This is a genomic window from Clostridium sp. L2-50, from assembly GCF_000154245.1.
GTDB lineage: Bacteria > Bacillota > Clostridia > Lachnospirales > Lachnospiraceae > Coprococcus.
Map to the genome: position 1 here is coordinate 504,344 of NZ_DS480312.1, position 24,997 is coordinate 529,340.

At 42.9% G+C, this 24,997-nt stretch carries 19 protein-coding genes and 1 riboswitch; of the genes, 8 read left to right on the plus strand and 11 right to left on the minus strand.

The genetic code is table 11. The features are described 5' to 3' along the window. The first annotated feature begins 365 nt into the window (after positions 1–365). From CLOL250_RS02560 to CLOL250_RS02585, 6 genes are all read left to right on the plus strand, one after another. A complete protein-coding gene (locus tag CLOL250_RS02560; protein WP_044944652.1) occupies positions 366–1,298 on the plus strand; it encodes an ornithine carbamoyltransferase in 933 nt (310 codons plus the stop codon). A 303-nt stretch (positions 1,299–1,601) separates the two neighbouring features. Next, the gene (gene pyrB, locus CLOL250_RS02565; RefSeq protein WP_008400466.1) at positions 1,602–2,516 is read left to right on the plus strand and encodes an aspartate carbamoyltransferase; all 915 of its coding nucleotides are present in this window, start codon (positions 1,602–1,604) and stop codon (positions 2,514–2,516) included. Positions 2,517–2,529: 13 nt separating this feature from the next. Then, positions 2,530–2,943 (plus strand): aspartate carbamoyltransferase regulatory subunit, encoded by a 414-nt coding sequence (locus CLOL250_RS02570; RefSeq protein ID WP_008400467.1) that lies wholly within the window; start codon positions 2,530–2,532, stop codon positions 2,941–2,943. 137 nt (positions 2,944–3,080) lie between these two features. After that, positions 3,081–4,382: a UDP-N-acetylglucosamine 1-carboxyvinyltransferase gene (locus tag CLOL250_RS02575; protein WP_008400468.1), complete on the plus strand. Its 1,302-nt coding sequence runs from the start codon at positions 3,081–3,083 to the stop codon at positions 4,380–4,382. A 178-nt stretch (positions 4,383–4,560) separates the two neighbouring features. Beyond that, entirely contained in the window at positions 4,561–6,636 is a 2,076-nt protein-coding gene (locus CLOL250_RS02580; RefSeq protein WP_049941077.1) for a cadherin-like beta sandwich domain-containing protein, read from the plus strand. Between the two features lie 33 nt (positions 6,637–6,669). Continuing rightward, positions 6,670–9,036, plus strand: coding sequence for a cadherin-like beta sandwich domain-containing protein (locus CLOL250_RS02585; protein WP_044944655.1), 2,367 nt, complete (start codon positions 6,670–6,672; stop codon positions 9,034–9,036). 327 nt (positions 9,037–9,363) lie between these two features. Here the strand turns inward: CLOL250_RS02585 and metK are convergent, their stop codons facing one another. The 5 genes from metK to CLOL250_RS02605 all read right to left on the minus strand — a co-directional run bounded on the left by metK (position 9,364) and on the right by CLOL250_RS02605 (position 13,430). Beyond that, a complete protein-coding gene (gene metK / locus CLOL250_RS02590; RefSeq protein WP_044944658.1) occupies positions 9,364–10,551 on the minus strand; it encodes a methionine adenosyltransferase in 1,188 nt (395 codons plus the stop codon). Between the two features lie 149 nt (positions 10,552–10,700). Beyond that, positions 10,701–10,831: riboswitch (SAM riboswitch) on the minus strand. Positions 10,832–11,028: 197 nt separating this feature from the next. After that, positions 11,029–11,775: a TraX family protein gene (locus tag CLOL250_RS02595; RefSeq protein WP_008400473.1), complete on the minus strand. Its 747-nt coding sequence runs from the start codon at positions 11,773–11,775 to the stop codon at positions 11,029–11,031. Positions 11,776–11,782: 7 nt separating this feature from the next. Continuing rightward, positions 11,783–12,199: an HIT family protein gene (locus CLOL250_RS02600; RefSeq protein WP_044944662.1), complete on the minus strand. Its 417-nt coding sequence runs from the start codon at positions 12,197–12,199 to the stop codon at positions 11,783–11,785. Positions 12,200–12,259: 60 nt separating this feature from the next. Next, positions 12,260–12,382 (minus strand): hypothetical protein, encoded by a 123-nt coding sequence (locus CLOL250_RS14080; RefSeq protein WP_008400475.1) that lies wholly within the window; start codon positions 12,380–12,382, stop codon positions 12,260–12,262. A gap of 223 nt (positions 12,383–12,605) precedes the next feature. Beyond that, the gene (locus tag CLOL250_RS02605) at positions 12,606–13,430 is read right to left on the minus strand and encodes a nitrilase-related carbon-nitrogen hydrolase (RefSeq protein ID WP_008400476.1); all 825 of its coding nucleotides are present in this window, start codon (positions 13,428–13,430) and stop codon (positions 12,606–12,608) included. A gap of 315 nt (positions 13,431–13,745) precedes the next feature. Here CLOL250_RS02605 and CLOL250_RS02610 point away from each other — a divergent pair, with 315 nt between their 5' ends. After that, positions 13,746–14,318 (plus strand): biotin transporter BioY, encoded by a 573-nt coding sequence (locus tag CLOL250_RS02610; RefSeq protein WP_044944665.1) that lies wholly within the window; start codon positions 13,746–13,748, stop codon positions 14,316–14,318. Between the two features lie 84 nt (positions 14,319–14,402). On the opposite strand, the gene CLOL250_RS02615 is transcribed toward CLOL250_RS02610, so the two are convergent. From CLOL250_RS02615 to CLOL250_RS02640, 6 genes are all read right to left on the minus strand, one after another. Then, complete coding sequence (locus CLOL250_RS02615; protein ID WP_008400478.1) at positions 14,403–16,088, minus strand: [FeFe] hydrogenase, group A; 1,686 nt, start codon at positions 16,086–16,088, stop codon at positions 14,403–14,405. 14 nt (positions 16,089–16,102) lie between these two features. Further along, positions 16,103–18,088 carry an NADH-ubiquinone oxidoreductase-F iron-sulfur binding region domain-containing protein gene (locus tag CLOL250_RS02620; protein WP_008400479.1) on the minus strand — a complete coding sequence of 662 codons (1,986 nt, stop codon included), beginning with the start codon at positions 18,086–18,088 and terminating at the stop codon, positions 16,103–16,105. After that, the gene (locus CLOL250_RS02625; RefSeq protein WP_008400480.1) at positions 18,081–18,563 is read right to left on the minus strand and encodes a complex I 24 kDa subunit family protein; all 483 of its coding nucleotides are present in this window, start codon (positions 18,561–18,563) and stop codon (positions 18,081–18,083) included. Before CLOL250_RS02625 ends, CLOL250_RS02620 begins: the two co-directional genes overlap by 8 nt. A 332-nt stretch (positions 18,564–18,895) precedes the next feature. Next, positions 18,896–20,449: a DUF3794 and LysM peptidoglycan-binding domain-containing protein gene (locus CLOL250_RS02630; RefSeq protein WP_008400481.1), complete on the minus strand. Its 1,554-nt coding sequence runs from the start codon at positions 20,447–20,449 to the stop codon at positions 18,896–18,898. A 21-nt stretch (positions 20,450–20,470) separates the two neighbouring features. Further along, positions 20,471–20,902, minus strand: a complete 432-nt coding sequence (locus CLOL250_RS02635; RefSeq protein WP_008400482.1) for a protease complex subunit PrcB family protein — start codon at positions 20,900–20,902, stop codon at positions 20,471–20,473. Positions 20,903–21,143: 241 nt separating this feature from the next. Further along, complete coding sequence (locus CLOL250_RS02640) at positions 21,144–22,148, minus strand: hypothetical protein (RefSeq protein ID WP_044944668.1); 1,005 nt, start codon at positions 22,146–22,148, stop codon at positions 21,144–21,146. Positions 22,149–22,616: 468 nt separating this feature from the next. Here CLOL250_RS02640 and CLOL250_RS02645 point away from each other — a divergent pair, with 468 nt between their 5' ends. Beyond that, on the plus strand, positions 22,617–24,992 hold the full coding sequence (locus CLOL250_RS02645) for an endonuclease MutS2 (protein WP_008400485.1): 2,376 nt from the start codon (positions 22,617–22,619) through the stop codon (positions 24,990–24,992). Positions 24,993–24,997: the final 5 nt, after the last annotated feature.

Here is a 24,997-nt window from a genome sequence, read left to right on the forward strand (position 1 = left end):
CGCGCCTTTCGCATCTCTTTCATAATAAAAAAAGTATAAAATATTTATAAACAACTGTCAACGAAGTTATACAAAAATATTGCACATTCGACAATGTTATTGCGTAATCTTCCGTAGTTTGTATCTTATTCTGCTTCATCCCGACAAAATTCCAATAAATTCCAACAATTGCATACAAAAAAATTGAAAAAAAATACATATCGTGATACAATTTGTTTTTCCGTTATTATTTCAATAACAATATTATAAATATGCCCTGCTTCTCTATTTTATGTTATATGAATATATGCAATTTTTCTGTATAATTTATGCATATATGCGAAGCAGTGACGAATACATACTATTTTAAAGAAGAGGTGTCAGTTATGAAAAACATGTTAAACTTCAAGGAATTCACAGCAGATGAGCTGATGGATATCCTGAACCTTGCTCTGGATATGAAGAAGAATCCGGAGAAGTACAGCGAATCATTAAAAGGTAAGAAACTTTATACTTTATTTGAAAAGACATCAACCAGAACCTTCCTTTCATTTGCAACCGGCATTACTGAACTAGGCGGTACCTACTACAACCAGTTATGGAAGGATTCCAACTTTGTACTTGGTGAACCTGTTTCCGAGATCAAATATGTCTGCCGTAATGTTGATATCATCATGGCACGTCTGATCAAGAATGAAACTGTTGAATTATTTGGCAAGAATGCAACTGTTCCGTTTATCAACGGCTGCGACAATTCCTACCATCCTTGCCAGATCCTTGCAGATGCCCTCACGATCCTTGAGAAGTTTGGAACTCTGGATGTCAATCTGATGTACATCGGTGCAAAGAACAATGTATTTAACTCCCATGTTGAATTCTTCTCCAAGATGAAGAAAGGTACTTTATACGGACTGACCCCACTTGTAAATGAGACAGCCTGCGGCCCTGATTTCTATGAAGAAGCAAAGAAAAGCGGTCATTACATCGAACTCGATCCTTCTATGTCTATGGAAGAAGCAAAAGAATATGCTAATAAGATGGATGTTCTCTACACGGATACATGGGTAGATATGGAATTCTTTAACAATCCTGCTTACCAGAAGCAGAAGGAAGAAACCCTTGCAAAAATGATGCCTTACCAGTTAAACGGCGACTTCACAAAAGACAGCAAAGCGATCGTATTCCACGATATGCCAATGCATGTCGGCTTCGAGATCTCTCAGGATGTCGTAGACAAGAACCTCGACCATATCCTTGACGAGGCCGAAAACCGCCGTCATGCCGAAAAGGCCGTAATGTACACACTCTTAAATTCATAAAACCATGGAATGTAAATAACCGCCTGTGGCATACTGTTATGTAGTAAGCCTATCCACTCTGTGTAACTTCGAACTAACCTCGGCAAAGCCTCGCTAAGGTCTCAGTTACTCGTGTCGGCACTTAGACAGCGTATTTTGCTATTTTATGTGCCGTTACACCGAGGATAGCACGAAAGTGTCTTACGAAATAACATGTATGCTCCAGGCGGTTATCTACATTCCATGGTCTTACCGGAAAAATCGGTTGCATGCCATTCAGGCAGGTGCTATAATCGTGGATAGCAAATTTGTAAGGAGGCTGCCATGAAGCATCTTATAGATCCAATGGATTTAAGTATGGAAGAGCTTGATCACATTTTAAATCTTGCTCAGGATATTATTGATCATAAGGAAAAATACAGTGAGTTATGCAAAGGAAAGAAGCTCGCTACTTTATTTTTTGAACCAAGTACAAGAACTCGTTTAAGTTTTGAAGCTGCCATGATGGAATTAGGCGGTAATGTACTTGGTTTTTCTTCTGCCAGTTCATCATCCTCATCTAAGGGTGAAAGCGTTGGTGATACGGTAAAGGTTGTAAGCTGTTATGCAGATATCATAGCTATGCGCCATTTCAAGGAAGGTGCTCCGATGCTTGCATCCATGAAATCCGATGTACCGATCATTAATGCAGGTGACGGTGGACATAACCACCCAACACAGACACTGGCTGATCTTTTAACGATCAAACGTGAAAAAGGAAGACTGGACAACCTTGTGATCGGCTTCTGCGGAGATCTGATGTTTGGACGTACCGTTCATTCTCTGATCAAAGCAATGTCCCGTTATGAAAATATCAGTTTTGTGCTTATTTCACCGGATGAATTAAAAATTCCTGATTATATCCGCACAGAAGTGATCGAGAAGAATAATATACCTTATAAGGAAGTTTCTTCTATGGAGGATGTGATCGGAGAACTGGATATCCTCTATATGACAAGAGTACAGAAAGAACGTTTCTTCAACGAAGCAGATTACATCCGATTAAAGGATACTTACATACTGGATAACAGCAAGATGGCACTTGCCCGTCCGGATATGTGTGTCCTCCATCCGCTGCCACGAGTAAATGAGATTGCTGTTGAAGTAGATGACGATCCAAGAGCATGTTATTTCCGTCAGGTATTAAATGGTAAATATGTCCGTATGGCATTAATTGCCACACTGCTTGGTTTAGCATAGGAGGTACAAACAGATGAACATAGACAGTATTCAAAACGGTATCGTACTTGATCACATTGCCGCAGGCAAGGCACTCCAGATCTATAATGACCTGCATCTCGACAAGCTGGACTGCTCCGTAGCCATTATCAAAAATGTCAAAAGCCAGAAAATGGGTAAAAAGGATATCTTAAAAATAGATCAGGATATCGACATCAACCTTGATGTCCTTGGTTATATCGATCCGGATATCTCGGTTAATATTATCCGCGACGGAAAACTGGTAGAAAAGAAAAATATCGAACTTCCGGAACGTCTGGTAGGCATCAAGAAATGTACCAATCCACGTTGTATTACCTCAACGGAACAGGGTATCCAGCACATATTCAAGCTTACCGACAGAGCACACAGGATTTATCGTTGTATTTACTGCGAAGCAGATAAATAATTTTACTTACTATTTACTTTTTGCAAAAATATGCTATAATCTAGAAGTTATCTGTGCGGTAAAGCATCGAAAAAACTCACCGGCACGATAACCAGACTTTTTAAATATGCTGATTAATATTTAGAGGTGCAATTAGTATGGAACAATATGTGATCAAAGGCGGTCAGCCTCTTGAAGGAGAGGTAACAATTGCAGGTGCAAAAAATGCGGCACTCGGTATTCTTGCTGCTGCTGTTATGACCGACCAGAAAGTTATAATAGAAAATGTACCAAATGTCCGAGATACACGGGTTCTCCTGCAGGCGATCGAAGGTATCGGCGCAAAAGTCCGTTACATAGATGAGCACACAGTTTCTATCTGCGGAGCCTCCATTAATCCGAACAGCGATCTATGTGTAGATGACGAATTTATTCGTAAGATCCGTGCTTCTTATTATCTGTTAGGAGCACTGCTTGGAAAATATAAGCGCTCTCAGGTAGCATTACCCGGCGGCTGCGATATCGGAGCCAGACCGATCAATCTTCATATAAAAGGATTTGAAGCACTTGGTGCACAGGTTGATATTACAAATGGAACTATCTCCACTTATGCCGAAGAACTGATTGGAAGCCATATTTATATGGATGTTGCATCCGTTGGTGCAACGATCAATATTATGATGGCTGCAGTTCTCGCTGAAGGTAAAACCACCATTGAAAACGCAGCAAAAGAACCACATATTGTCGATGTTGCCAACTTCTTAAACAGTATGGGCGCAAATATCAAAGGTGCAGGAACTGATGTCATCCGTATCCGTGGTGTTAAAGAACTTCATGGTACTACTTATTCCATCATTCCGGATCAGATTGAAGCCGGTACATTTATGGTAGCTGCTGCTGCAACAAAAGGAAATGTTCTGATCAAGAATGTCATTCCAAAGCATCTGGAAGCTATCACCTCCAAGTTGAACGAGATTGGTGCTCACGTTATTGAATATGATGATTCTGTAAGAGTCATGTCAGATAAACGTTTGAAGTCTACTAATATCAAGACACTTCCATATCCCGGATTTCCGACTGATATGCAACCACAGATGGCTGTTACACTGGCTCTTTCAAACGGAACAAGCATCGTAACCGAAAGTATATTTGAAAATCGTTTCAAATATGTTGCGGAACTTACAAGAATGGGCGCTCATATCCGTGTGGAAGGCAACACCGCAATTATCGATGGTGTCGAATCCTTCACCGGAGCGAATGTTGCCGCTCCTGATCTCCGAGCCGGCGCTGCCCTTGTGATTGCCGCATTGGTAGCCGATGATTTTTCAGTTGTATCCGATATCAAGTATATCCAGCGCGGATATGAGAAATTCGACGAAAAACTTCAGTGTCTTGGCGCAAAGATTGAAAAAGTAGATACCGAAAAGGACATTCAAAAGTTCAAGTTAAAAATCGGATAATCCGATTACTGATATACCCAAAAATGGATTTTGCTTATATGCAGAATCCATTTTTTTTTACGTATTTTTCATAGTTTTTTGAGAAAAAAGGGTTTTGTTTTTTTCAGATTATGGTAAACTGTTTTTCAAGAGCGTTTTCGCGTTCTTTTTATGTTTTGAACCCTGAAGGAGAATACACATGACAAACAAAAAGTCTTATACCGGATCGGGATACACCTGTATGTTTCTGCTTACAGCACTTATTTTCAGTCTCCTGATCTGCTTATTTATAAACAACGGCATGGCCGATGCTGCCGGAAAGGAAGGATATATCTCCGAGGGACGTACAAATGTCTACTTCAGAGAATCCCCCGGCGGAAATCCTGTTCAGGAAAACGGAAGTAACATTATGTTAAATGGGGGGCAGGCATTAAACGTCGTTGACACCTCTAACGGTTCCTGGTATAAGGTTACTCTGGTATATAACGGAACAACTTATACCGGATATGTATCTTCATCATTTATCACCCTCGGGAAAAAAGAAGATTCATCGGATACCGAAGCTACAACAGCAAGTGCCGGCGGTTCCGATTCCGACTTTGAAGCATATCTGACCAAACAGGGCTTCCCGGAAAGCTATAAACCACAGCTTCGTGATCTGCATGCCCTCCATCCAAACTGGACATTCAAAGCTATACAGACCGGATTAGACTGGAACACGGTTATCGACAATGAAATCAACAAAGCAGGCCAGATTAAAAATCTGGTTCAGGGAACCAGCGGAGCCCCTCATTATAACTGGCGTTCTACCACAGTCGGATATAACATCAAGACGGACAAATGGTCCTCTTACGATGGCTCGAACTGGTTTGCTGCTTCAAATGATTTTGTCACTTATTATCTGGATCCACGAACTTACTTATACGAGCGCTTTGTATTTGCATTTGAAAATCTTTCATATGAAGATACCCAGACCAAATCCGGCGTAGAATCGATTCTTTCCGGTACATTTATGTACAAGTCCAAACCATCCGGATACAGTTATACATATTCCGAGTTAATCATCAAAGCTGGGCAGGCAGTCGGTGTCAGCCCATATCATATTGCGTCCCGTATCAAACAAGAGGTAGGTTCATCCCTGAGCTCGGTTACTAACGGAAAACACGCTACATATCCGGGTATCTATAACTTCTATAATATCGGTGGCTATGACAGTGCCAGCGGTAATGCTGTAACAAATGCTCTGCGCTGGGCAGCGACCAGCGGTTCCTACGGAAGACCATGGAACAATGTCTACAAGTCCATTTATGGTGGCGCACAGTATATCGGCAACAACTACATTTTGAAAAAACAGAATACTTTGTATACACAAAAATTTAACGTTACAAATACATCCAACCTGTTCTCTCATCAATATATGTCAAATGTACAGGCTGTATCATCAGAAGCATCGAAAGTATTTAATGCCTACGCAGGCTCCGGTACCTTAAATGATGCGATCACTTTCAGCATTCCGGTCTATACCGATATGCCGGACACAAACACGGGGAAACCGGCAGACAGCGGCAATCCGAATAATTATCTGAAGTCTCTTACGATCGATAATTATTCACTGACACCGACTTTTGCCATCAACTCAACAAAGAAATATTCCCTGATCGTATCTGAGAACACAACCTCGGTTAAGATCTCCGCCACCCCGGTAAACAGCCATGCTTCTGTATCCGGAACCGGAAAGATCTCCCTGTCAAAGGGAACAAATACAGCTAAAGTTACAGTTACAGCACAAAGTGGTGCAAAACGAACTTATACCATAACTATAGTCCGCGGTAAGTCAACCGGAAACGGAGGATCTGATCCTGAATTTGACGGAGACTACATCATCTCCGACGAAACAATCAGCGGAGTAGCTCCATCAACTACTGTCTCCTCTTTCCTGTCAACTCTAGGATGCACAAACGGAACGATAAGCATTACAAATGCTTCCGGTAAGAAAAAGACATCCGGTAAGATCGGAACAGGTGACATTGTAAAGATCACAGTATCCGGTAATACAAGCACTTATAATGTTATTATCTTTGGTGATGTAACAGGTGATGGTGTGATCAATGCACTGGATCTGTTAAAGATTCAGAAACATATCATCGGCGCCTCCTCATTAAAGGGTGCATTCCTGCAGGCAGCCAATATCAAACGAAGCGGCGGTCTCTCTGCACTGGATCTGTTAAAGGTTCAGAAATTCCTGATGGGTGCTGCCAAGATTTCACAAAAATAAGCCTTTTACAAGGTTATGATAGGAGATATTACTATGAATAAGCTAAAAAAATGTACAGCGATGATTCTGGTTCTGATCATGGCTCTCAGCTGTTTTGTGTATGGAAATGCGATAAAAGCGCAGGCCGCTTCTACCCAGTTCTCCATTTCCCTTTCATCTTCAAGTGTATCAAAGGGAGGTTCGGTAACAGTAACCGTATCAGTAAGCTGCTCCGAAGCACTGGGTGCATACAGCTATTGCTTGTCCTATGATTCTTCCGTTCTGGAATACACTTCCGGTGACGGATATGGCGGAGGCGGTACAATTTCCTGTGCCGGATACGGTGACGGAAATATCAAATCTGCTTCTAACAGCTTTACATTTTCTGCTATCGCAAGTGGCTCTTCCTATGTAGGTACAGGAAGCTCAGACGTATATACCTGGGGTGAGGAAAGCTGCTCTGTCTCAAATGCCGGTGCTACGATCACTGTAACAGCAGCAGGTAGCGGCAACAACGGTGGAGATTCCACCACTCAGGCTGCAACTACACAAGAACAGGGTTCCACCGAAGCCGGAAGTACCGAAAGCGGAGAATCTACAGAAAGCACCGAAGAAACTTCCGAGGAGACAACCGAAGAAATGTCCGATAATTGTTTCCTTTCATCCCTTCAAATCACACCGGGCGAATTAAAGCCGGAATTTTCAAAGGATGTATATTCATATGAGACAACTGTTCCGGGTGAAACAACAAGTCTTGCCATCAATGCTTTACCGGAAGATTCCAAATCATCTGTATCTATTGACGGAAACGAGAACTTCGAACCGGGCAAGCAGGCACATGTTACGATAAAAATTACCGCCGAGACAGGCGACACCCACATTTATGATCTTACGGTAAATGTTGAGGAAATCGTTGATACACGGGCTGTTATCAATGTAAACGGAACCGATTATTATTTCTCTCAGGATTATAGCAAGATCAGTGTCCCTGAAGGGTTTGCCCAGTCAAAAGAAAAATTTGATGGCACCGATGTAATCTTATATACTTCTCCTAATGGTCAGATCAAATGTGCATATCTGACGGATAAAGATGGAAAAAACGGGGCATGGTACATCATTGATCTGAATGCAAAAACAGCAGTTCCGTTGATCAATGTGCAGTCGGCATATAAGAATTTTATTATTCTGGAACCATCTGACAACGTAAGCAAGCCGGAAGGTTACAGCTCATTCTCTTATGATTTTGGTGGAAACACCGTTACTGCTTACCATGTAACAGAAAATGATGAAGTTATCTTGGTATATGCTATGAGTCCGGATTCTGACCCAAGCTGGTACAGATACGATACCGTTGAGAAAACATTTGTCCGATATAATGCAGATCCTGTAACGGAAAAGCAGGAAGAAGCTGCATCAGACGGTTCATTCTTCGACCAGCATAAGGATAAGGTTCTGACAATCTGCATCATTGTCGTTGTAGTTATGTTCTTCCTTATCATCATCCTTGCATGCATGCTTGTACGTGTGATCCGAAAGGGTCTGCCTGAAGACGATGAGCCGGATGATCCGAACGATCCTGATAAAATGACCGATGAAGATATTGATACTGGCGCTATAGACGACGCCGGCGATAATGTCGAATCTAATGCCAACGAAGATATTCATGCAAATGCTATTGATAACGCCGGTGATAGTGTTGAGGCAAATGCCACAGATGATGCCGGCGATAGTGTTGAGTCAGATGCCACAGATGATACCGACGATAATATTGAGGCAGATACCACAGATGATGCCGATGATGCAAATGTTGATTCTGAGACATCAGAAACCAGTAGTGTTACCGACGTTGCAGACAACTCAGAAATTATGGATGACTCTGCTAAAGCAGACACTATAGACGATACTGCGGATTCAGACAGCTCCGAAGATTCCGAACAGCTTGTCTTAAACGAGTCTTCTGACAAGGATTCTATTGAGGCATCTTCGATCCCTGAGATTAAGGCCAAAACAGAACCTGCTGAAGCAGATACGACCGATTTACAGGCTACAACAGAGGAAGCGGTTGCTACAGATACCACTGAGGCAGAACAGCCTAAACCGGATGCAAATGCTTCTGTAAAAGAAACAGCCGCTGCTACTCACGATGGAATGACGGAATTAAAAGCAGAACCTGCTACCAAGGCAGAAAACATTACATCTACCAGATTAAGTGCTGATGCAAAGAAGGAACAGGAATTAACACCGGCAGAAGAGATCGTGAAGAAAGCTGCTCAGTATTCATCTATGAATACCGCAGACCTGTCAGAGGTATTCAACATGGCCGAAGCGATCATCAACCATAAAGATCCTAAGAAGAATGCCGGTTCCTTACAGTTCAAGCCGATCAAGCAGAACGCACCGGAGGATAAAAAGGAAAAATAAGATTTTAATAATAGCAAAATAAGACCTGACCAGAATTGTTTGTTATTCTTTATTAAGGTTTCTAATCACGTTTGCCTACCTTTGTTTCACTCAATTTTATATGCACATGTCTCTGCCGCGATAAAAACTTTTGCGGCGACGACATGGCACAAAATTGAATGAAACTCAGTCGGCTACACTATGGATTATGAAACCTTAATCAGAAATAACAAACTCTGTCAGGTCTTATTTTTATTTTTACAATAGCGCCAATATTAAACAAGCAAACGTGATTATAAACCTTATTCAAGAGCTGCAAACTTCCGACAGGCTTTTTATCTATACCTTTTATAAATATGCCTTTAGCATATCAACTTTGTCGAGCTTCTCCCACGGAAGGTCGAGGTCAGTTCTTCCAAAGTGTCCGTATGCTGCTGTCTGCTTGTAGATTGGTCTTCTGAGGTCAAGCATCTTGATGATACCGGCCGGGCGAAGATCGAAATGCTCACGAATGATCTCAACCAGCTTCTCATCGGATACCTTTCCTGTTCCAAATGTATCTACCATGATAGATGTAGGTCTGGCAACACCGATCGCATAAGACAACTGGATCTCACATTTATCTGCAAGTCCTGCTGCTACAATGTTCTTTGCTACATATCTTGCTGCATATGCTGCTGAACGGTCAACCTTTGTGCAATCCTTTCCTGAGAAAGCACCGCCGCCGTGACGGGCATATCCGCCATAAGTATCTACGATGATCTTACGTCCTGTAAGTCCACTGTCACCATTCGGTCCGCCGATAACGAATCTTCCGGTCGGATTAATAAAGAACTTAGTATCTTCGTCTACCATATCAGCAGGAAGAACCGGATCAAATACATACTTCTTGATATCTTCGTGAATCTGTTCCTGTGATACTTCCTCGCCATGCTGAGTTGAAAGAACTACTGCATCGAGCCTCTTTGCTTTTCCATTCTCATCGTACTCTACTGTTACCTGAGTCTTACCATCCGGTCTAAGATATGAAAGTGTTCCGTTCTTTCTTACTTCTGTCAGCTTTCTTGCAAGCTTATGTGCAAGTGCAATCGGATATGGCATATATTCCGTGGTCTCATTTGTTGCAAATCCGAACATCATACCCTGATCTCCTGCACCGATCGCTTCGATATCATCATCGCTCATCAGATGCTCTTTTGCTTCTAACGCCTTATCAACACCCATTGCGATATCTGCTGACTGTTCGTCAATTGCTGTGATAACACCGCAGGTATCGCAGTCAAATCCATATTTTGCTCTGTCGTATCCAATCTCACGGATCGTCTCACGAACGATCTTCTGAATATCTACATATGCTTTTGTTGTAATCTCACCCATTACAAGTACAAGACCTGTTGTAATAGATGTCTCGCAAGCCACACGGCTCATTGGATCCTGTTCCATCAACGCATCCAATACCGCATCTGAAATCTGGTCACAGATTTTATCCGGATGACCTTCTGTTACTGATTCTGATGTGAATAATAATTTTTCCATCATTTCCTCCTTGTATAAATACTGTCTATAGCTATAGCCATGCGTATTCGTTCACATGGCTTTCTGATTTTTCTTTTTTCAGGCAGGACGTCTCTACCTGATTTTAGGCAAAAGAAAAATCCGCTCTGAGCGGATTGATAAAATCAAACCTCTCATTGTTCGACGTCTGCATATTACAGACTCGCTCAGGAAGGCACCTTCCATACAGGTATTTCTTTCACCTGTTCCGGGGTTGCCATGGCTTCACAGTCCCTTATGACTCCACCATTCTGAATAAGAGCATTTATAAATATTTACTTGTATTCGAACTGCAATGCAGTTCAGAAACAGCTATACTCTAACTGATAAATCTTCATAAGTCAATAGGAAATTTATATTTTGCGACAAAAAATCAATAATTTTACATAGATCACAGCACTGTTTTTTAATTTTTAGCATTTTCTGGATAAAATAATATTTCATCTTAAAAAAGTTATACTATAAAATCACTCTGCCAAGCAGATATAAAATGAGCAAATGTGCCGGATAGAACACATAGAATGCATATTTAAGAACTTTATTCTTCCGACCATACTCTCCGTTATACAGACTGATCGGCAGGATCGCCAAAACAGCATAGAGCTGTCTTATTCCGTAAAATAGAAAATACAACACCGCCGATACGATCGCAAATCCCATATTCTGACGCAGTTTCCTGCTAAATGGATAATGTCCCGTCACAAGACCAGCATTTCTGAATGCATGTTCCGCTGTGCCATCTTGGGTCGAATAATACATTAATACGATCAGAAGGATACCGGCAATTCCATAATCAAAATGCAGCGCTTCTGCAACTACCATAATGACAACAATTCCGATGACTGCTCCCATCTGATTCCATTTTGCTACCTTTCCGAGATAAAGCACGATCAGCCCTGCTGCAAGCGTAAAGAAAATATTCTGCTTCTGCAGATCAAATACCTGTCCGGTCGATGCCAGATCAAATGGAACTTCCGAAATCAGCGCAAACAAAAAAAGCCGGATAAAATATTTTCTGATATCCGACGTATGTCTGTATCCTTCTACCAGCAGGAATGCAAATATAGGAAATGCGAGCCGTCCTACAGCCCGCATTATCCAGTTATTATTCATTAGAACAAATCCTACATGATCGCACAACATAAAAATACATGCCAGAAGCTTTAACTGATTTGAAGTTATCCCTGTCTCTGCCCTTTTATCCATGTTTTCCTTAAATTCTCTTACGAAGTGCCTTTGACAACTGATCCAGTTCCTCATTGTCTGACTGACCCGGAACCCATGTAACTGTAACCGTATCCTTAATGAATCGCGGTACAAGATGCATGTGAAAATGGAATACTGTCTGTCCTGCAGCAGCGCCATTGTTCTGAATAATGTTCAGTCCGTCAGGATTTAATTCCGCTTTCTGAGCCTTGGCAACCTCTGTCGCAATCGTAAAGATCTTTGAAGCAGTATCCGCGTCCATGCTATATATATCATCATAATGTTCTTTTGGTATAATTAAAGCATGACCTTTATTTGCAGGATTTACATCAAGTATTACTCTACATATGCTGTCTTCATAAACTGTTGCTGATGGTATCTCACCATTTGCAATCTTGCAAAAAATGCAATCGTCCTTACCCATAAAAGTTTCCTCCTTAATTGCTTTTTCCATTTTACTCCATTATGTGAGATTTTACAAGCTTTATGTGGTTTGGGTTCCACCAAGCCTATATAATTCATCTAATTTATCCGAATATTCTGTATTCATGATTCTGCGACACGCCTCTGCTAATTCATCCGGTGTCTCCCATACAAAAGGTTCCATGTCTCTTTACCCCGTAAATTATTTATATAGATAATATTTTATCTTTTTATTCTACATTTTTGTTGTAATAGACAATATATTATCCATATTTATTATATGATATCATCTTATTATTTTTAATTTATATTTATTCAAAAATAAAATATGCTTACAGCCTGTCGAATAAAAATGAAGCATATCATGTATTTTTCATGCCGATCCGACTGACTGTAAGCACATTTCATCAATAAAGCGTCTTATAAAATGTATTCTTTCTGTCATTTGCCTGTGGAAATTCTGTTCTTGCCAGTCTGACTCCCCCGGAATCAATATCTGCAACACGCAGCTTCTCACTAACCCGAACCGATATATCCCGTCCAAGCCAGTCATATACATGAGAGCCCGGAATATAGTGAAGCCCGTCTCCATCTCCGACCCGGTTGACAGCGATCACATATGCCTGATTCTCGATCGCCCTTGCTTTTAAAAGTGTTTCCCATTGTTCCGCCCTTGTTTCCGGCCAGTTTGCGATTACCATGACAGCCTCATACCGGTCTCGCATTGCAGAGAAAATCTCCGGGAAACGAAGATCATAGCAGATATATCCGCCTATCCGGATATCCTTTACCTGTGCCTGTACAAGCTTTTCTCCTGCCCGATATGCCTTATCCTCACCGCTATATGAAAATGGATGAACCTTAGCATAATCAAGCAATACATTTTCTCCATCCACAAGCACCAACCGGTTCTCGTAAGCCTTTTCTTTCATTTCATCATACACCCGGCTGCCATAGGCCATAACTGTATGAATATATCCAAATGCCATAGGCATCTTATATTTTTTGCTGTTCTCCATAAAAAATGAAACACTGTCAGGGATATTATCCGCATCCCCGCTTTCCCCATGTAACCATGGGCGCATCGTAAATCCTGTCAGTGTCATCTCCGGAAATACCAGAAGCTCTACTCCATTTGCACAGGCTTCTTCCATAACTTCAAGACAGCGTTCCTTTGCTTCTTCCCTATTCTCAAATCCAATATCCAGTTCCGTAACACCAACTCTAAGCATAGCCGCTGCCTCCTACCTGTTTTTCTTTATTATATTCTTATATAGTATATTTATATCTGCTTTTTTTCAACCCTTAAGCCTCCCGTTTCAATTGTCAACCTTAATGTTTGTTTTATGGTTGACAATTAAGAATATACCATCTATAATGTTATCCAGTGGGTGCCATTTAATAGTTGACATTCAATTTGTTATCTGGAAGCGGATAGCTTAGCCCTGCTATCCGCTTCATATTTTTGTCAATCCCCCTTAACCTCATCCAATCGAGGAATGGCACCCATTGTATGTATATTATTTATCAACAAGGAGAACACACAGATGAAAAACAAATTCACAACCGTGGAGATTACAATGATGGCTGTATTTGCAGCAATCTTATGCGTATCTGCATATTTAAGCATCCCAACTCCACTCCCAAATGCAGCTCACATTACATTATTGAACTTTATGATCATGCTCATTGCACTGGTATTTGAAGTCCGCGACTCAACGATCATCGTTGCCTTATGGATGATCCTCGGTGCAGTCGGTGTTCCGGTATTTATCGGCGGCGGCTCCGGTATCGGTTATCTGACAGGAGTATTTGGTGGATATACATTCTCATTTATTATCGTTACTATCTTTGCAGGTCTGACAAAGGGTAAGAAATATAATCGTATCCGTTATACGATCGTTGCTATTTTAACAGCAGCACTTATCGACATCATCGGTATGTTATGGTGGAAATTCAACGGAAACTTAACCTGGAAAGTTGCTTTCCTTTCAGGCTTTGTTGCATTTATTCCACTTGATCTTGTAAAAGCTATCATTGCTGCACAGATTGTTCCATTATTCAAAAAACTTATGCCGGAAGCAAATGCAAATACAGGAGCAAAAGAAGTAACCGAATAATTCTTCAATAATTACTATACGCAAATAAGCAGGAAACTTTTAAAGTTCCTGCTTATTTGCGTTTTTGTATTAATTAATATAACTCTACAGATTCCGGTGCAGCAGACGATGTTCTTTTCCCGCAAGGAAATGATCGTACAACTGACGGATTGCCGGGTTTTCCTCGGAGAAACGGACATTGGAGCTTGCGTCTGCATTGTACATACCTTCCATACGGCTCCGTCTGGTTCTTGGGCCTGCGCCGGATGGCTGACCGCCACCCATGATACATCCACGTCTGCACGCCATAACTTCAACGAAATCATAGCTTGCTTCGCCGGATCGGATACGGTCAAGCAACCGTCCTGCATTTGCAAGACCATGTACAACTGCGATCTTCACTTCTCTGCCATCTAAATCGATCGTTGCTTCCTTCGTTCCTTCAAATCCCCGGACACCTGTATAACTGATCTCACGGATCGTGTTATAGGATTTGTCCTCCGCAAGACGACGGAGCACCGCTTCCGTTACACCACCTGTCGTTCCGAAGATCTTGCCTGCACCGGAAGCCACGGAAAATGGTGCATCTGCGGATTCATTTTCCAGTTCGGTAAACTGCAGTCCCATCTGCTTGATCATCCGCACAACCTCTGTCGTTGTGATGACATAATCGGTATCCTGTCTGCCATCCGTGAAATTATCCGGTCGGAGGATCTCTCCCTTCTTTGCTGTACAAGGCATGATCGATACAACCATCGTTCTCTTACCATCTTCTTTATCTTTCTCTGCAAAATAATCCTTGATCACTGCCGAGAACATCCCCTGTGGAGAACGGCAGGTTGACAGATTATCTGCAAATTCCGGATATTTTTCTTCACAATATTTGACCCAGCCCGGACAACAGGATGTAAATAATGGCAGCTTCTCATCCGACGCAAGACGCGCCGCAAATTCTTTGGATTCCTCCATAACCGTAAGATCGGCGCCAAAGCTTGTGTCAAATACCATGTCAAAGCCCATGATACGAAGTGCTGATACCAGCTTGCCAAAACAGTTCTCGCCCTTTGGTATGCCGAAGTTATCTCCAACTGCCACGCGGACTGCCGGTGCGATCTGTGCGACCACCCGGATGGACGGATCTTCGATCGCATCCCAGATATCGGTTACATTGGTACGGATCGAGATCGCTGCGGTCGGGCAGACAACTGCACATTGTCCGCATCCTACACAGTCTGTCTCTGCAAGCGGCTTGTCAAATGCCGGCTGCACCTTCATTTTCGAACCACGGAATGCAAAATCGATAACACCAAGTCCCTGAATCTCATCGCAGGTACGCACACAGTCACCGCACAGGATACATTTATTTGGATCCCGGACGATAGACGGCGAACTCATATCGATCTTTTCTTCTTTTTTATTATTCAGGAAACGAACCGCATGCACACCAACCTTATAGGCAAGTGACTGGAGCGCACACATGCCATTCTTCTGGCAGGTCGTACAGTCTCTGCAATGAGAGGATAACAACAGCTCGATAATAAGCTTTCTGTACTGCTGCACTTTCTTTGTATTCGTATAGATCACCATGCCCGCTCTCGGTGTCTCGGAGCATGCCGCAAATATTTTTCCTCTGTCATCTTCTACCACGCACATACGACATGCGCCATAGATGGATAATTCTGAATGATAACAGAATGTCGGGATATCGATCCCCGCCTTTCGGATCAGAGACAGAACATTCTTCTCGCCCTCGATCGGCACTTTGATTGAATTGATCGTAATATAATCCATGTTCGTCTCCCTCCTTAATTCTCTGTATATACTGCATGGAACGCACAATTATCGATACATGCACCACACTTGATGCATTTGGCTGTATCAATGACAAATGGTTTCCGGATCTCACCTGTGATCGCACCGACCGGACAGTTTCTCGCACATTTGGAACAGCCCTTACATGCTTCCGGATCGATCTTATAGCGAACCAGTGCTTTACAGTTTCCGGTTCTGCATCGTTTGTCAACCACATGCTCGATGTATTCCTGACGGAAATTCTTCAGCGTACTGAGTACCGGCAGGGCTGCGCTCTTACCAAGTCCACAAAGGGCCGTGTCGGTGATCGCCTGGCCCAGTTCCTCTAACAGATCCAGATCCTCTAACGTACCATTTCCGGCAACGATCCGCTCTAGGATCTCAAGCATCCGCTTGGTTCCTTCACGGCATGGAACGCATTTGCCGCAGCTCTCGTTCTGTGTAAAGTTCATAAAGAAACGGGCTACCTCAACCAGACAGGTATTCTCATCCATAACAACCAGACCACCTGAACCGATCATCGCGCCTTTGCTCTTTAATGAATCAAAATCCAGACTGACCTCCAGATCATCCGTCACCAGACAGCCACCGGATGGTCCACCGATCTGAACTGCCTTTAATGGGATGTCATCCTTTAAACCACCGCCGATATCATACACGATCTCACGCAGCTTTGTTCCCATCGGTACCTCGATCAGTCCCGTATTCTTTACACTTCCGGTCAATGCAAATGCCTTGGTTCCCGGACTTTTCTCCGGTCCGATCGACTTGTACCAGTCTGCACCATTTAAAATGATCATGGACACATTTGCATAGGTTTCTACATTATTCAGAACCGTCGGCTTGGCAAATAAGCCCTGCTCTACGGTTCTTGGCGGCTTGGTTCTCGGCATTCCGCGCTGTCCCTCGATCGATGCCGTAAGCGCACTTCCCTCTCCGCAGACAAATGCCCCCGCGCCACGATTGATATGTATATGGAAAGAAAAATCGGAACCTAAGATATCCTCACCAAGGAAGCCCGCTTCCTCTGCCTGTGCTATCGCTGTCTTCAAACGGCTGACTGCCAGCGGATATTCTGCTCTTACATAGACATATCCCTCCTGCGCACCAACCGCATATGCAGCAATGATCATACCCTCTAACATCTTATGCGGATCGCCTTCCATCACGCTTCGATCCATGAACGCACCCGGATCTCCCTCATCACCATTGCAGACAACATATCGGATCTTCTCCGCCTGTCTGGCAACCTGCTGCCATTTGTATCCGGTCGGGAAACCACCGCCTCCACGTCCACGCAGATTGGAGTCACTGATGACCTGAATAACCTCCGAAGGCTCCATGGTAAATAACACCTTACGAAGTGCCTGATATCCACCGACCGCAAGATATTCATTGATATTTTCTGCATCGATATGTCCGCAGTTTTTCAGTACCAGTCTGGTCTGTTTCTTATAAAATGGAATTTCTTCCTGCTGTCTGTAGACAATACCATCCTTGTGATACATCAGACGCTCTACCGGTCTTCCGTGCAGGATCGTCTCGTTGAAGATCTCCTCGCAGTCTTCTTCCTTTACTTTTATGTAGATATAATTATATGGCTCGATTCGCACAAGCGGCCCCATCTCGCAGAAACCATGACAGCCGCTTTTCTTCACGCCGACATGACAGGATTCTTTTATAACTGTCTGTCCCGCTGCAGAATTCTCTGTTTTACTAATGTCTGTTTCAAATTCTTCTGCTATATCCGGCTTTTCCTGTTTCTCCGTCCCTGTATACTCTGCCTCCGGGACAAATTCTACCTTCACGCCCTCCGACTGCTTCGCCATCTCGCAGAACCGGTCGTATATTTTCTGAGAGCCACCCGCCAGACATCCGGTTCCTGCACAGACAAGGATCCTGTGCGAATCTGCATGCAACATCTCTTCTGCCTGTTTTACTGCTGCGTCAAGCTCCGATACATTTGTTATTCTATTCATCCGCACCCTCCTTCAATTCTGCTATCAATGCAGTTACCTTCTCCGGTGTCATAGCCGGATGAACAACATCGTTTACCGTCATGACCGGTGCGAGTCCGCATGCGCCAAGACATGATACTGTCTCTAATGTGAACATCATATCATCTGTTGTGTGTTTCTCTTTTGACAATCCAAGTTCTTTATACAATTGATTTAAGATATCCATGGATTTTCTGACATGGCATGCGGTTCCATCGCACACCTTAAGAATGAACTTTCCTTTTGCATCAAATGAAAAGTTCTCATAGAATGTTGCTACGCTATAAGCTTTTGCCTCTGTAATATTCAGTTTGTCCGCCACATATCGTAATAATTCCGGCGGAAGATACTTATATTCGCTCTGAATATCCTGAATGATCGGGATCAGAAATCTTGGCTCTGTCCCATATGCAGCAATAATCTTATCAGCCTCATCGTAGTAAGATTGTTCCAGCATGTATTACCCTCCGTGCTTTGCCCCATTGTTGGGAATTTTTATCAATACCTCATATATAGATGATAACATTTTTCAATAGGATTTGCACGAAGATTTTGGATTGAAAAATAAACCCCCGCCTGTCTCCGGCACGATGGTGGATAGTGTTTCAACTCATTGCACTTTCTATTCGGTTCGCACGCTTATTTGTCAGCAGTCGCCCAAACTCGCCTTATCAGGCTCAAACATGGGCTTGATGCTGACAGCTAGTGCAAACCTCATAACGAAAGTTCCACTGATGTTGAAAACACTATCCACCATCGTGCCGGAGACAGGCGGGGATTTTTATATTGCTAACATTTTACGATCAATAGTTTTTCACCCGGTGTTACCTCGTCGCTTTCCAGATGGTTGATGGTTCGGATGGAATCCAGGCTGGAGAAATATTCTTTGGCAATGGACCAGATACTGTCGCCTTCTTTTACAACATATCCAACCATACCCGGCATAGCTGCCTTCTTATTCCAATCGATCGGTAGGATATTCATATCGGTAATGACGTCCACAGAACCCGGTGCAAATACCGTAACATTCATATTGATCACCGCCTTGATCTCCACCTCATCGGAATTCAACATCTGGGCTGTAATCTGGTCAACGGATGGATTGATACGGATTGAATCCTGATTGACAAATGGTACGGATTCCACTTGATAATTGAATGGTATCGCCGTTTCAATCTGCTGTAACGGCTTGCTATCCTCCGCTGATACATAGAGTATTTCAGCTTTTACCGCACCTGATATATCAATGCTGTCCTCTCCTGCTTTTACCTCATCGATCTCAACTGTTCCGGTTGCATATACGATCTGCAGTATCTTCGGGAAGCTGCTCTTGATCCGCTCTTTATGTACGACCTTTGTCTTGGCATTATTTTTTATCTGAAGATTCTCAAATGGAAACTGTTCACAGATCGTTTCTACATTTGCCGACGGAGAGAACATATCCCCGATGATAGAAAGCTCCATATCTTCATAAATCTTCATATCTGTATGGAGATTATATTCAACCTGAAGCACGCGGTCCTCTCCGTCATTGTCGGCACGCACACCGACTTCTCCTTTTCCCATCGTGATGCGGTCATCCAGGATCATGCCTTCATTTGCTTCTTCGCAAGGGATCAGACCTTCAAATTCCCGGCTCTCATTCAGATACTGCATCGGTACGCCGGGCTCCTCCGCCAGATAGATTACAAACAGGTCCATCTGTCCTTTAATATTTATTCCCCCATCTACAACCTTTGTCTCGATGCCATAGAAGGACACCCGGCTCCAAAGCACCCGACCGATGTTTGGTTTATTGGCAGCGATCTCGAAATCTTCTTTTACCTTCAATATATCTTTTACAGATGCCACATTATTTGTAAATGGAATCTGCTCATTCCTGCATTCGATTCCCGATCCGTTTAACAGTCCGGTTGCCCCGGACAGCTCTACGGAATCCATAGCCCACAGTTTCATGCCAACCAGCCCGCGAACTTCAAATTTTCTTGAATTGATCATGGTTATGTACAGATCTTCCAGCACGCAGCTGACATCGACCTTATCACCGGCAAGTATGCCATCCATATTGATGGATTCCTCAAATGGAACATCACCCTCATAGGTTTCAAACCGAACATCTTCACCAACTGTCTGATACAGGACTTTAAATACAACTGTTCCTGATATCCGCACCTTATTCTCCAATGTCTCTACATCATCTAAAAGGACATTTCCTGTACTTGCAATGATCCGTTCCATATCGTCTTTTGCATCCGGTACATTAAAATCATCATTGATAGTAAACTGCGAATACTTAGAAGTCTTTAAAATCGTTGTACTGAGTTTATTTTTTACAAGTTCCATATGATACCCCCATACTATTTTCTAATTTTTAAATACAACCGGTGTCGTTGTCCGTGCGATCCGAAGAACTATATATGGATACGATACCGTATCCTTACTTACTGCATCTGATGGTGTCGCCGTCTGCCTAAGAACCGATTCGATGTAAATAGCATTTTCATCCATATACATCTTATCTACAACCACGCCAACATCATCCCGATTCTGCCTGCCGCTGCAAATCACAATATATGTGTAAGTGTTGTTTGAATATGTCAGATTAAACGGTTCTTCTTTTTTACTGTTAATGACGCTCAACAACTCCTCCGGCAGCATGGTGTCGTCACAGATATCGTAAGTCAGCGCTTCACCATCTTCTTTCACCTTATAAAAACTGCATCCAGCAAACAAACTCAGCCCAACTACCACAGTCAACACCCCTGCCAGAATACGCAGCCATCTTTGTCCTCTCATCTCACCGCTCCCTTCACAATGTCATTTTTCGGCTCTATCTTTACCCTTGTCAATCTCTATACCATTATTTATATGTCCTGCTTTGCAAGTCTATGCATGGAAATTTTGCCGGAGCTTTTAGCCTGTCTTTTCTCATTTTTTCTTATTAATTTATATTTCAACTAAAAAAGTCCGGATACAGCATTTCTGCCATATCCGGACTTCCACTAAAATATACATGTTATCTGTTCTGCTTATGTTCTTATCCTATAATTGCCTTGATTTCAGTTTCACTCATTTCGGTTACATCCATGATCTGCTCTAAGGAATAGCCTTTCTTATGCATTTTCAGAATAATATCAGCTCTTTCTTCTGATCTTCCTTCCAACTTTCCTTCTAATCTTCCTTCAGATCTTCCAATGACTTTGCCAGCGGCTTCGCCCTTGGCATATCCCATTTCTTCTACGCCTTCACTCAGATTACACATGATTTTCACCTCATCTCTTATACCGCGTCTGTCTACCGGTATGTCATACTCCTGTTTCATAAGCTTCAATTTTTGTTCTGCTGTCATTGTCTGCGACAATAGTGCTCCTAACAATCGATGCAGTTCATATCTTTCTTCCTTTGGTGGAATCTCCTTTGCCAGACCAATCATCACGATATTTGAAATATCCAGATTGCCCTTCCAGTCCTGATCACCAAGCAGATCATCTTTTACCATATGGATATGACTCAGACTGTTCTCTTTCATATTCATACAGATCCAGATAGAATACACCTGTTTGATCTCGTTATAATCGGAACCGGTAAATTCCCGCTCTTTCTGGGATGACACCAGTCTTGCCGTATAGAAGATTGCCCGATTTAAGATAAAATACTTTGTCGGTTCATTCTTCTGGGCTTCCAAATTAATGATCATTTTCGCCAGTCCATCCCGCATCCGTACATAGAAGATAATATCAAAATATATCTTTCCCTCATCAATTTCGGAACTTTCTGTATTCAGTCCGACAATCCGTTCACCGGTTCTGGCATCCACCGTTTCTTTGTTCGTTAATCCCGGTTCAACCGGAATCTGGCTGATATACGGTTCACCTTCAATCAATGATGCAACCGTATCTGCATCCATACCTTTAAATTCTTCTACTACCCTGATCAGTATATGCGCCAATATGATCTTCTGTCCAAGCAAGCGCTTGGCACTGGCATCATACTGTGCTTTCTGATCAGTTGCCTTGGAGGAATATACAATTTCGTTATCCATGTCCCATCTCCTTTCCCGATAGAACAGAATAACATGCATATTTTAGCTTTGTATATTGCCTCCGTCTCTCCAAGTTTGATTGTAACGGATATCAGAAAGGAAAACAAGTTTAACCATAAAAAAACTCTGCCTGCTATAGATTCATATGTTTCTATGTAAAAAAAAGAGTCGTCAATATGCCAGAGGAAATTAATAAAAGAATTTTCCTATAAATAAATGTCTGAGAATTTGGGCAACTGCTGGTTCATAAATGTGCGAACCGAATAGAAATATTGCGAGTCTTACTGTTTGTATGTGGCCTGAATAAGATGGTATAGCAAATAACAGAAAATCTCCATCAAGTAGTAAGATGAAGTCAGGAAAACAACATATAGGTTCCCGCCATCAACCCACACTGGACAGCCACAGGCAAACTGTTTATAATGGATTGTGTATGCGTATTTGTGCATTTAAGATGGAGAAAATGATATGAATTTAAGGACTTTAAGACTTTTAGAATATAATAAAATAGTAGAAATGCTGACCTCCTACGCGGCATCCCCGATGGCAAAACGAAAATGCGAACGCCTGAAGCCCCGCAGGGATCTGACACTGATCCAGACCCTACAGCAGGAAACAAGAGATGCTCTGATCCGGCTGAATACACAGGGCAACCTATCATTTGCCGGACTCCGTGATATCGGCGCTTCGATCAAGCGGCTGGAGGTTCAGGGAGCACTCGGCATCAAGGAACTGTTAGATATCGGAAGTGTCCTTGATATGGCACTATCCGCCAGACAATATGGCAGCGGCGATGATAACGAGGAAAAAGCACATGACAGCCTCTACTCCCGCTTCATGGAGCTTGTTCCGCTGGAACATTTAAGTCAGGAGATCCACCGCTGTATCCTGTCAGAATCCGAGATCGCAGACGATGCATCGTCCGGTCTGAAGGCAGTCAGACGGAACAAAAAACTGACAAATGAAAAGTTACATAACCAGTTGAACAAACTTGTAACCGACCAGAGCAAGCAGACGATGTTTCAGGATAACCTGATCACGATGCGTAACGGAAGATACTGTATCCCGGTAAAACAGGAATATAAGAACAGCTTTCCGGGTATGATCCACGACCAGTCTTCCAGTGGAAATACTGTATTTATCGAACCTCTTGCGGTAGTTAATCTGAATAACCAGTTAAAAGAGCTGGATAATCAGGAGCTGGCAGAGATCGAAAAGATTCTTGAGAACCTGTCGGCACGGGCAGCATCTGAATACGAAAATATAAAATTTGATTTCGAGACATTGACCGATCTGGACTTTATATTTGCCAGAGCGAATTTTGCAAGATCCTATAAGGGAACCGAGCCGATCTTCAATACGGACGGCATTGTGGATATCAAGCAGGGCCGCCACCCACTTTTAGACAAACATACCGTTGTTCCGGTCGACATCAGACTGGGTGAGGACTACAACCTGCTGATCATTACCGGTCCGAATACCGGTGGTAAGACCGTATCCTTAAAAACACTGGGTCTGTTTACTCTGATGGGACAGTCCGGACTTCATATTCCGGCACTGGATGGTTCCAGACTGAATGTATTTGATGATGTATTTGCCGATATCGGAGATGAACAGAGCATCGAGCAGAGTCTCTCGACCTTCTCCTCCCACATGAGTAATGTCGTATATATCATGAACCATGTGACACCGAATACGCTGTGCCTTTTCGATGAGCTTGGCGGTGGAACCGATCCGGTCGAGGGTGCTGCACTTGCAATCGCGATCTTAAGCAGCTTAAACGATCAGGACATCCGCTGCATGGCGACCACACACTACAGCGAACTGAAGTTATTTGCCATGTCGACTCCGGGCGTTCAGAATGCAAGCTGCGAATTCGATGTAGCAACACTGATGCCAACCTACCGGCTCATTATCGGTATTCCCGGCAAATCAAATGCATTTGCAATATCGAAGAAATTAGGTTTGTCCGACGATATTATTGAACGGGCAAAGACAAATATCGACAGCAACAAAGTTGATTTTGAAACACTGCTGTCCGATCTGGAAAACAGCCGAAAAGAGATTGAACGCGACAAAGCGGAGATCGCACGGTTCAAGGAAGAAGCCAGACAGCTTCAGGAACGCGCAAAGGCAAAGGATGATGAACTCTCTGCCAAGAAAGCTCAGATCCTAGCGGATGCAAGAGAAGAAGCGGCTGATATTCTGGAAGAAGCAAAGGAAATGGCGGATTCAGCCATTAAGAAATATAACAAATGGACAACAAATCCTCATAAGGCAGATGCGAGCACGATGGAGAATGAGCGAAAAAAGCTCCGTACCAAGATGGACGATTACCGGAAGATGACACCGGAAAAACGCAAATCCATGACCTCCCATCATACGGCAAAGGATTTCAAGGCCGGAGACACCGTGCATGTTATCAGCATGGATACAACAGGAACGGTTACTGCTCCTGCTGATTCAAAGGGAAATATCAAAGTTCAGATGGGCATCTTAAGCTCTCTGCTTCCTGCTTCTGATCTTGTGATCATCGAGACACCAAAGCAGAACAACGCTCAGGTATCGATCAACAATAAACGTGGAATGGGCAAGGCTTTAAATATTCAGCCGGAGATTAATGTACTCGGCATGACTGTAGCTGAAGCTACCTCATTAGTCGACCGTTATCTTGATGATGCCATGATGGCTCACCTGCACAAGGTAAGGATCATCCATGGAAAAGGCACCGGAGCACTCCGGAAAGGAATCCATGACTATCTGCGCAAGCAGTCATACGTCAAATCCTTCCGTCTGGGTGAATACGGTGAGGGTGAAGCCGGCGTTACGATCGTAGAATTATAAAACAC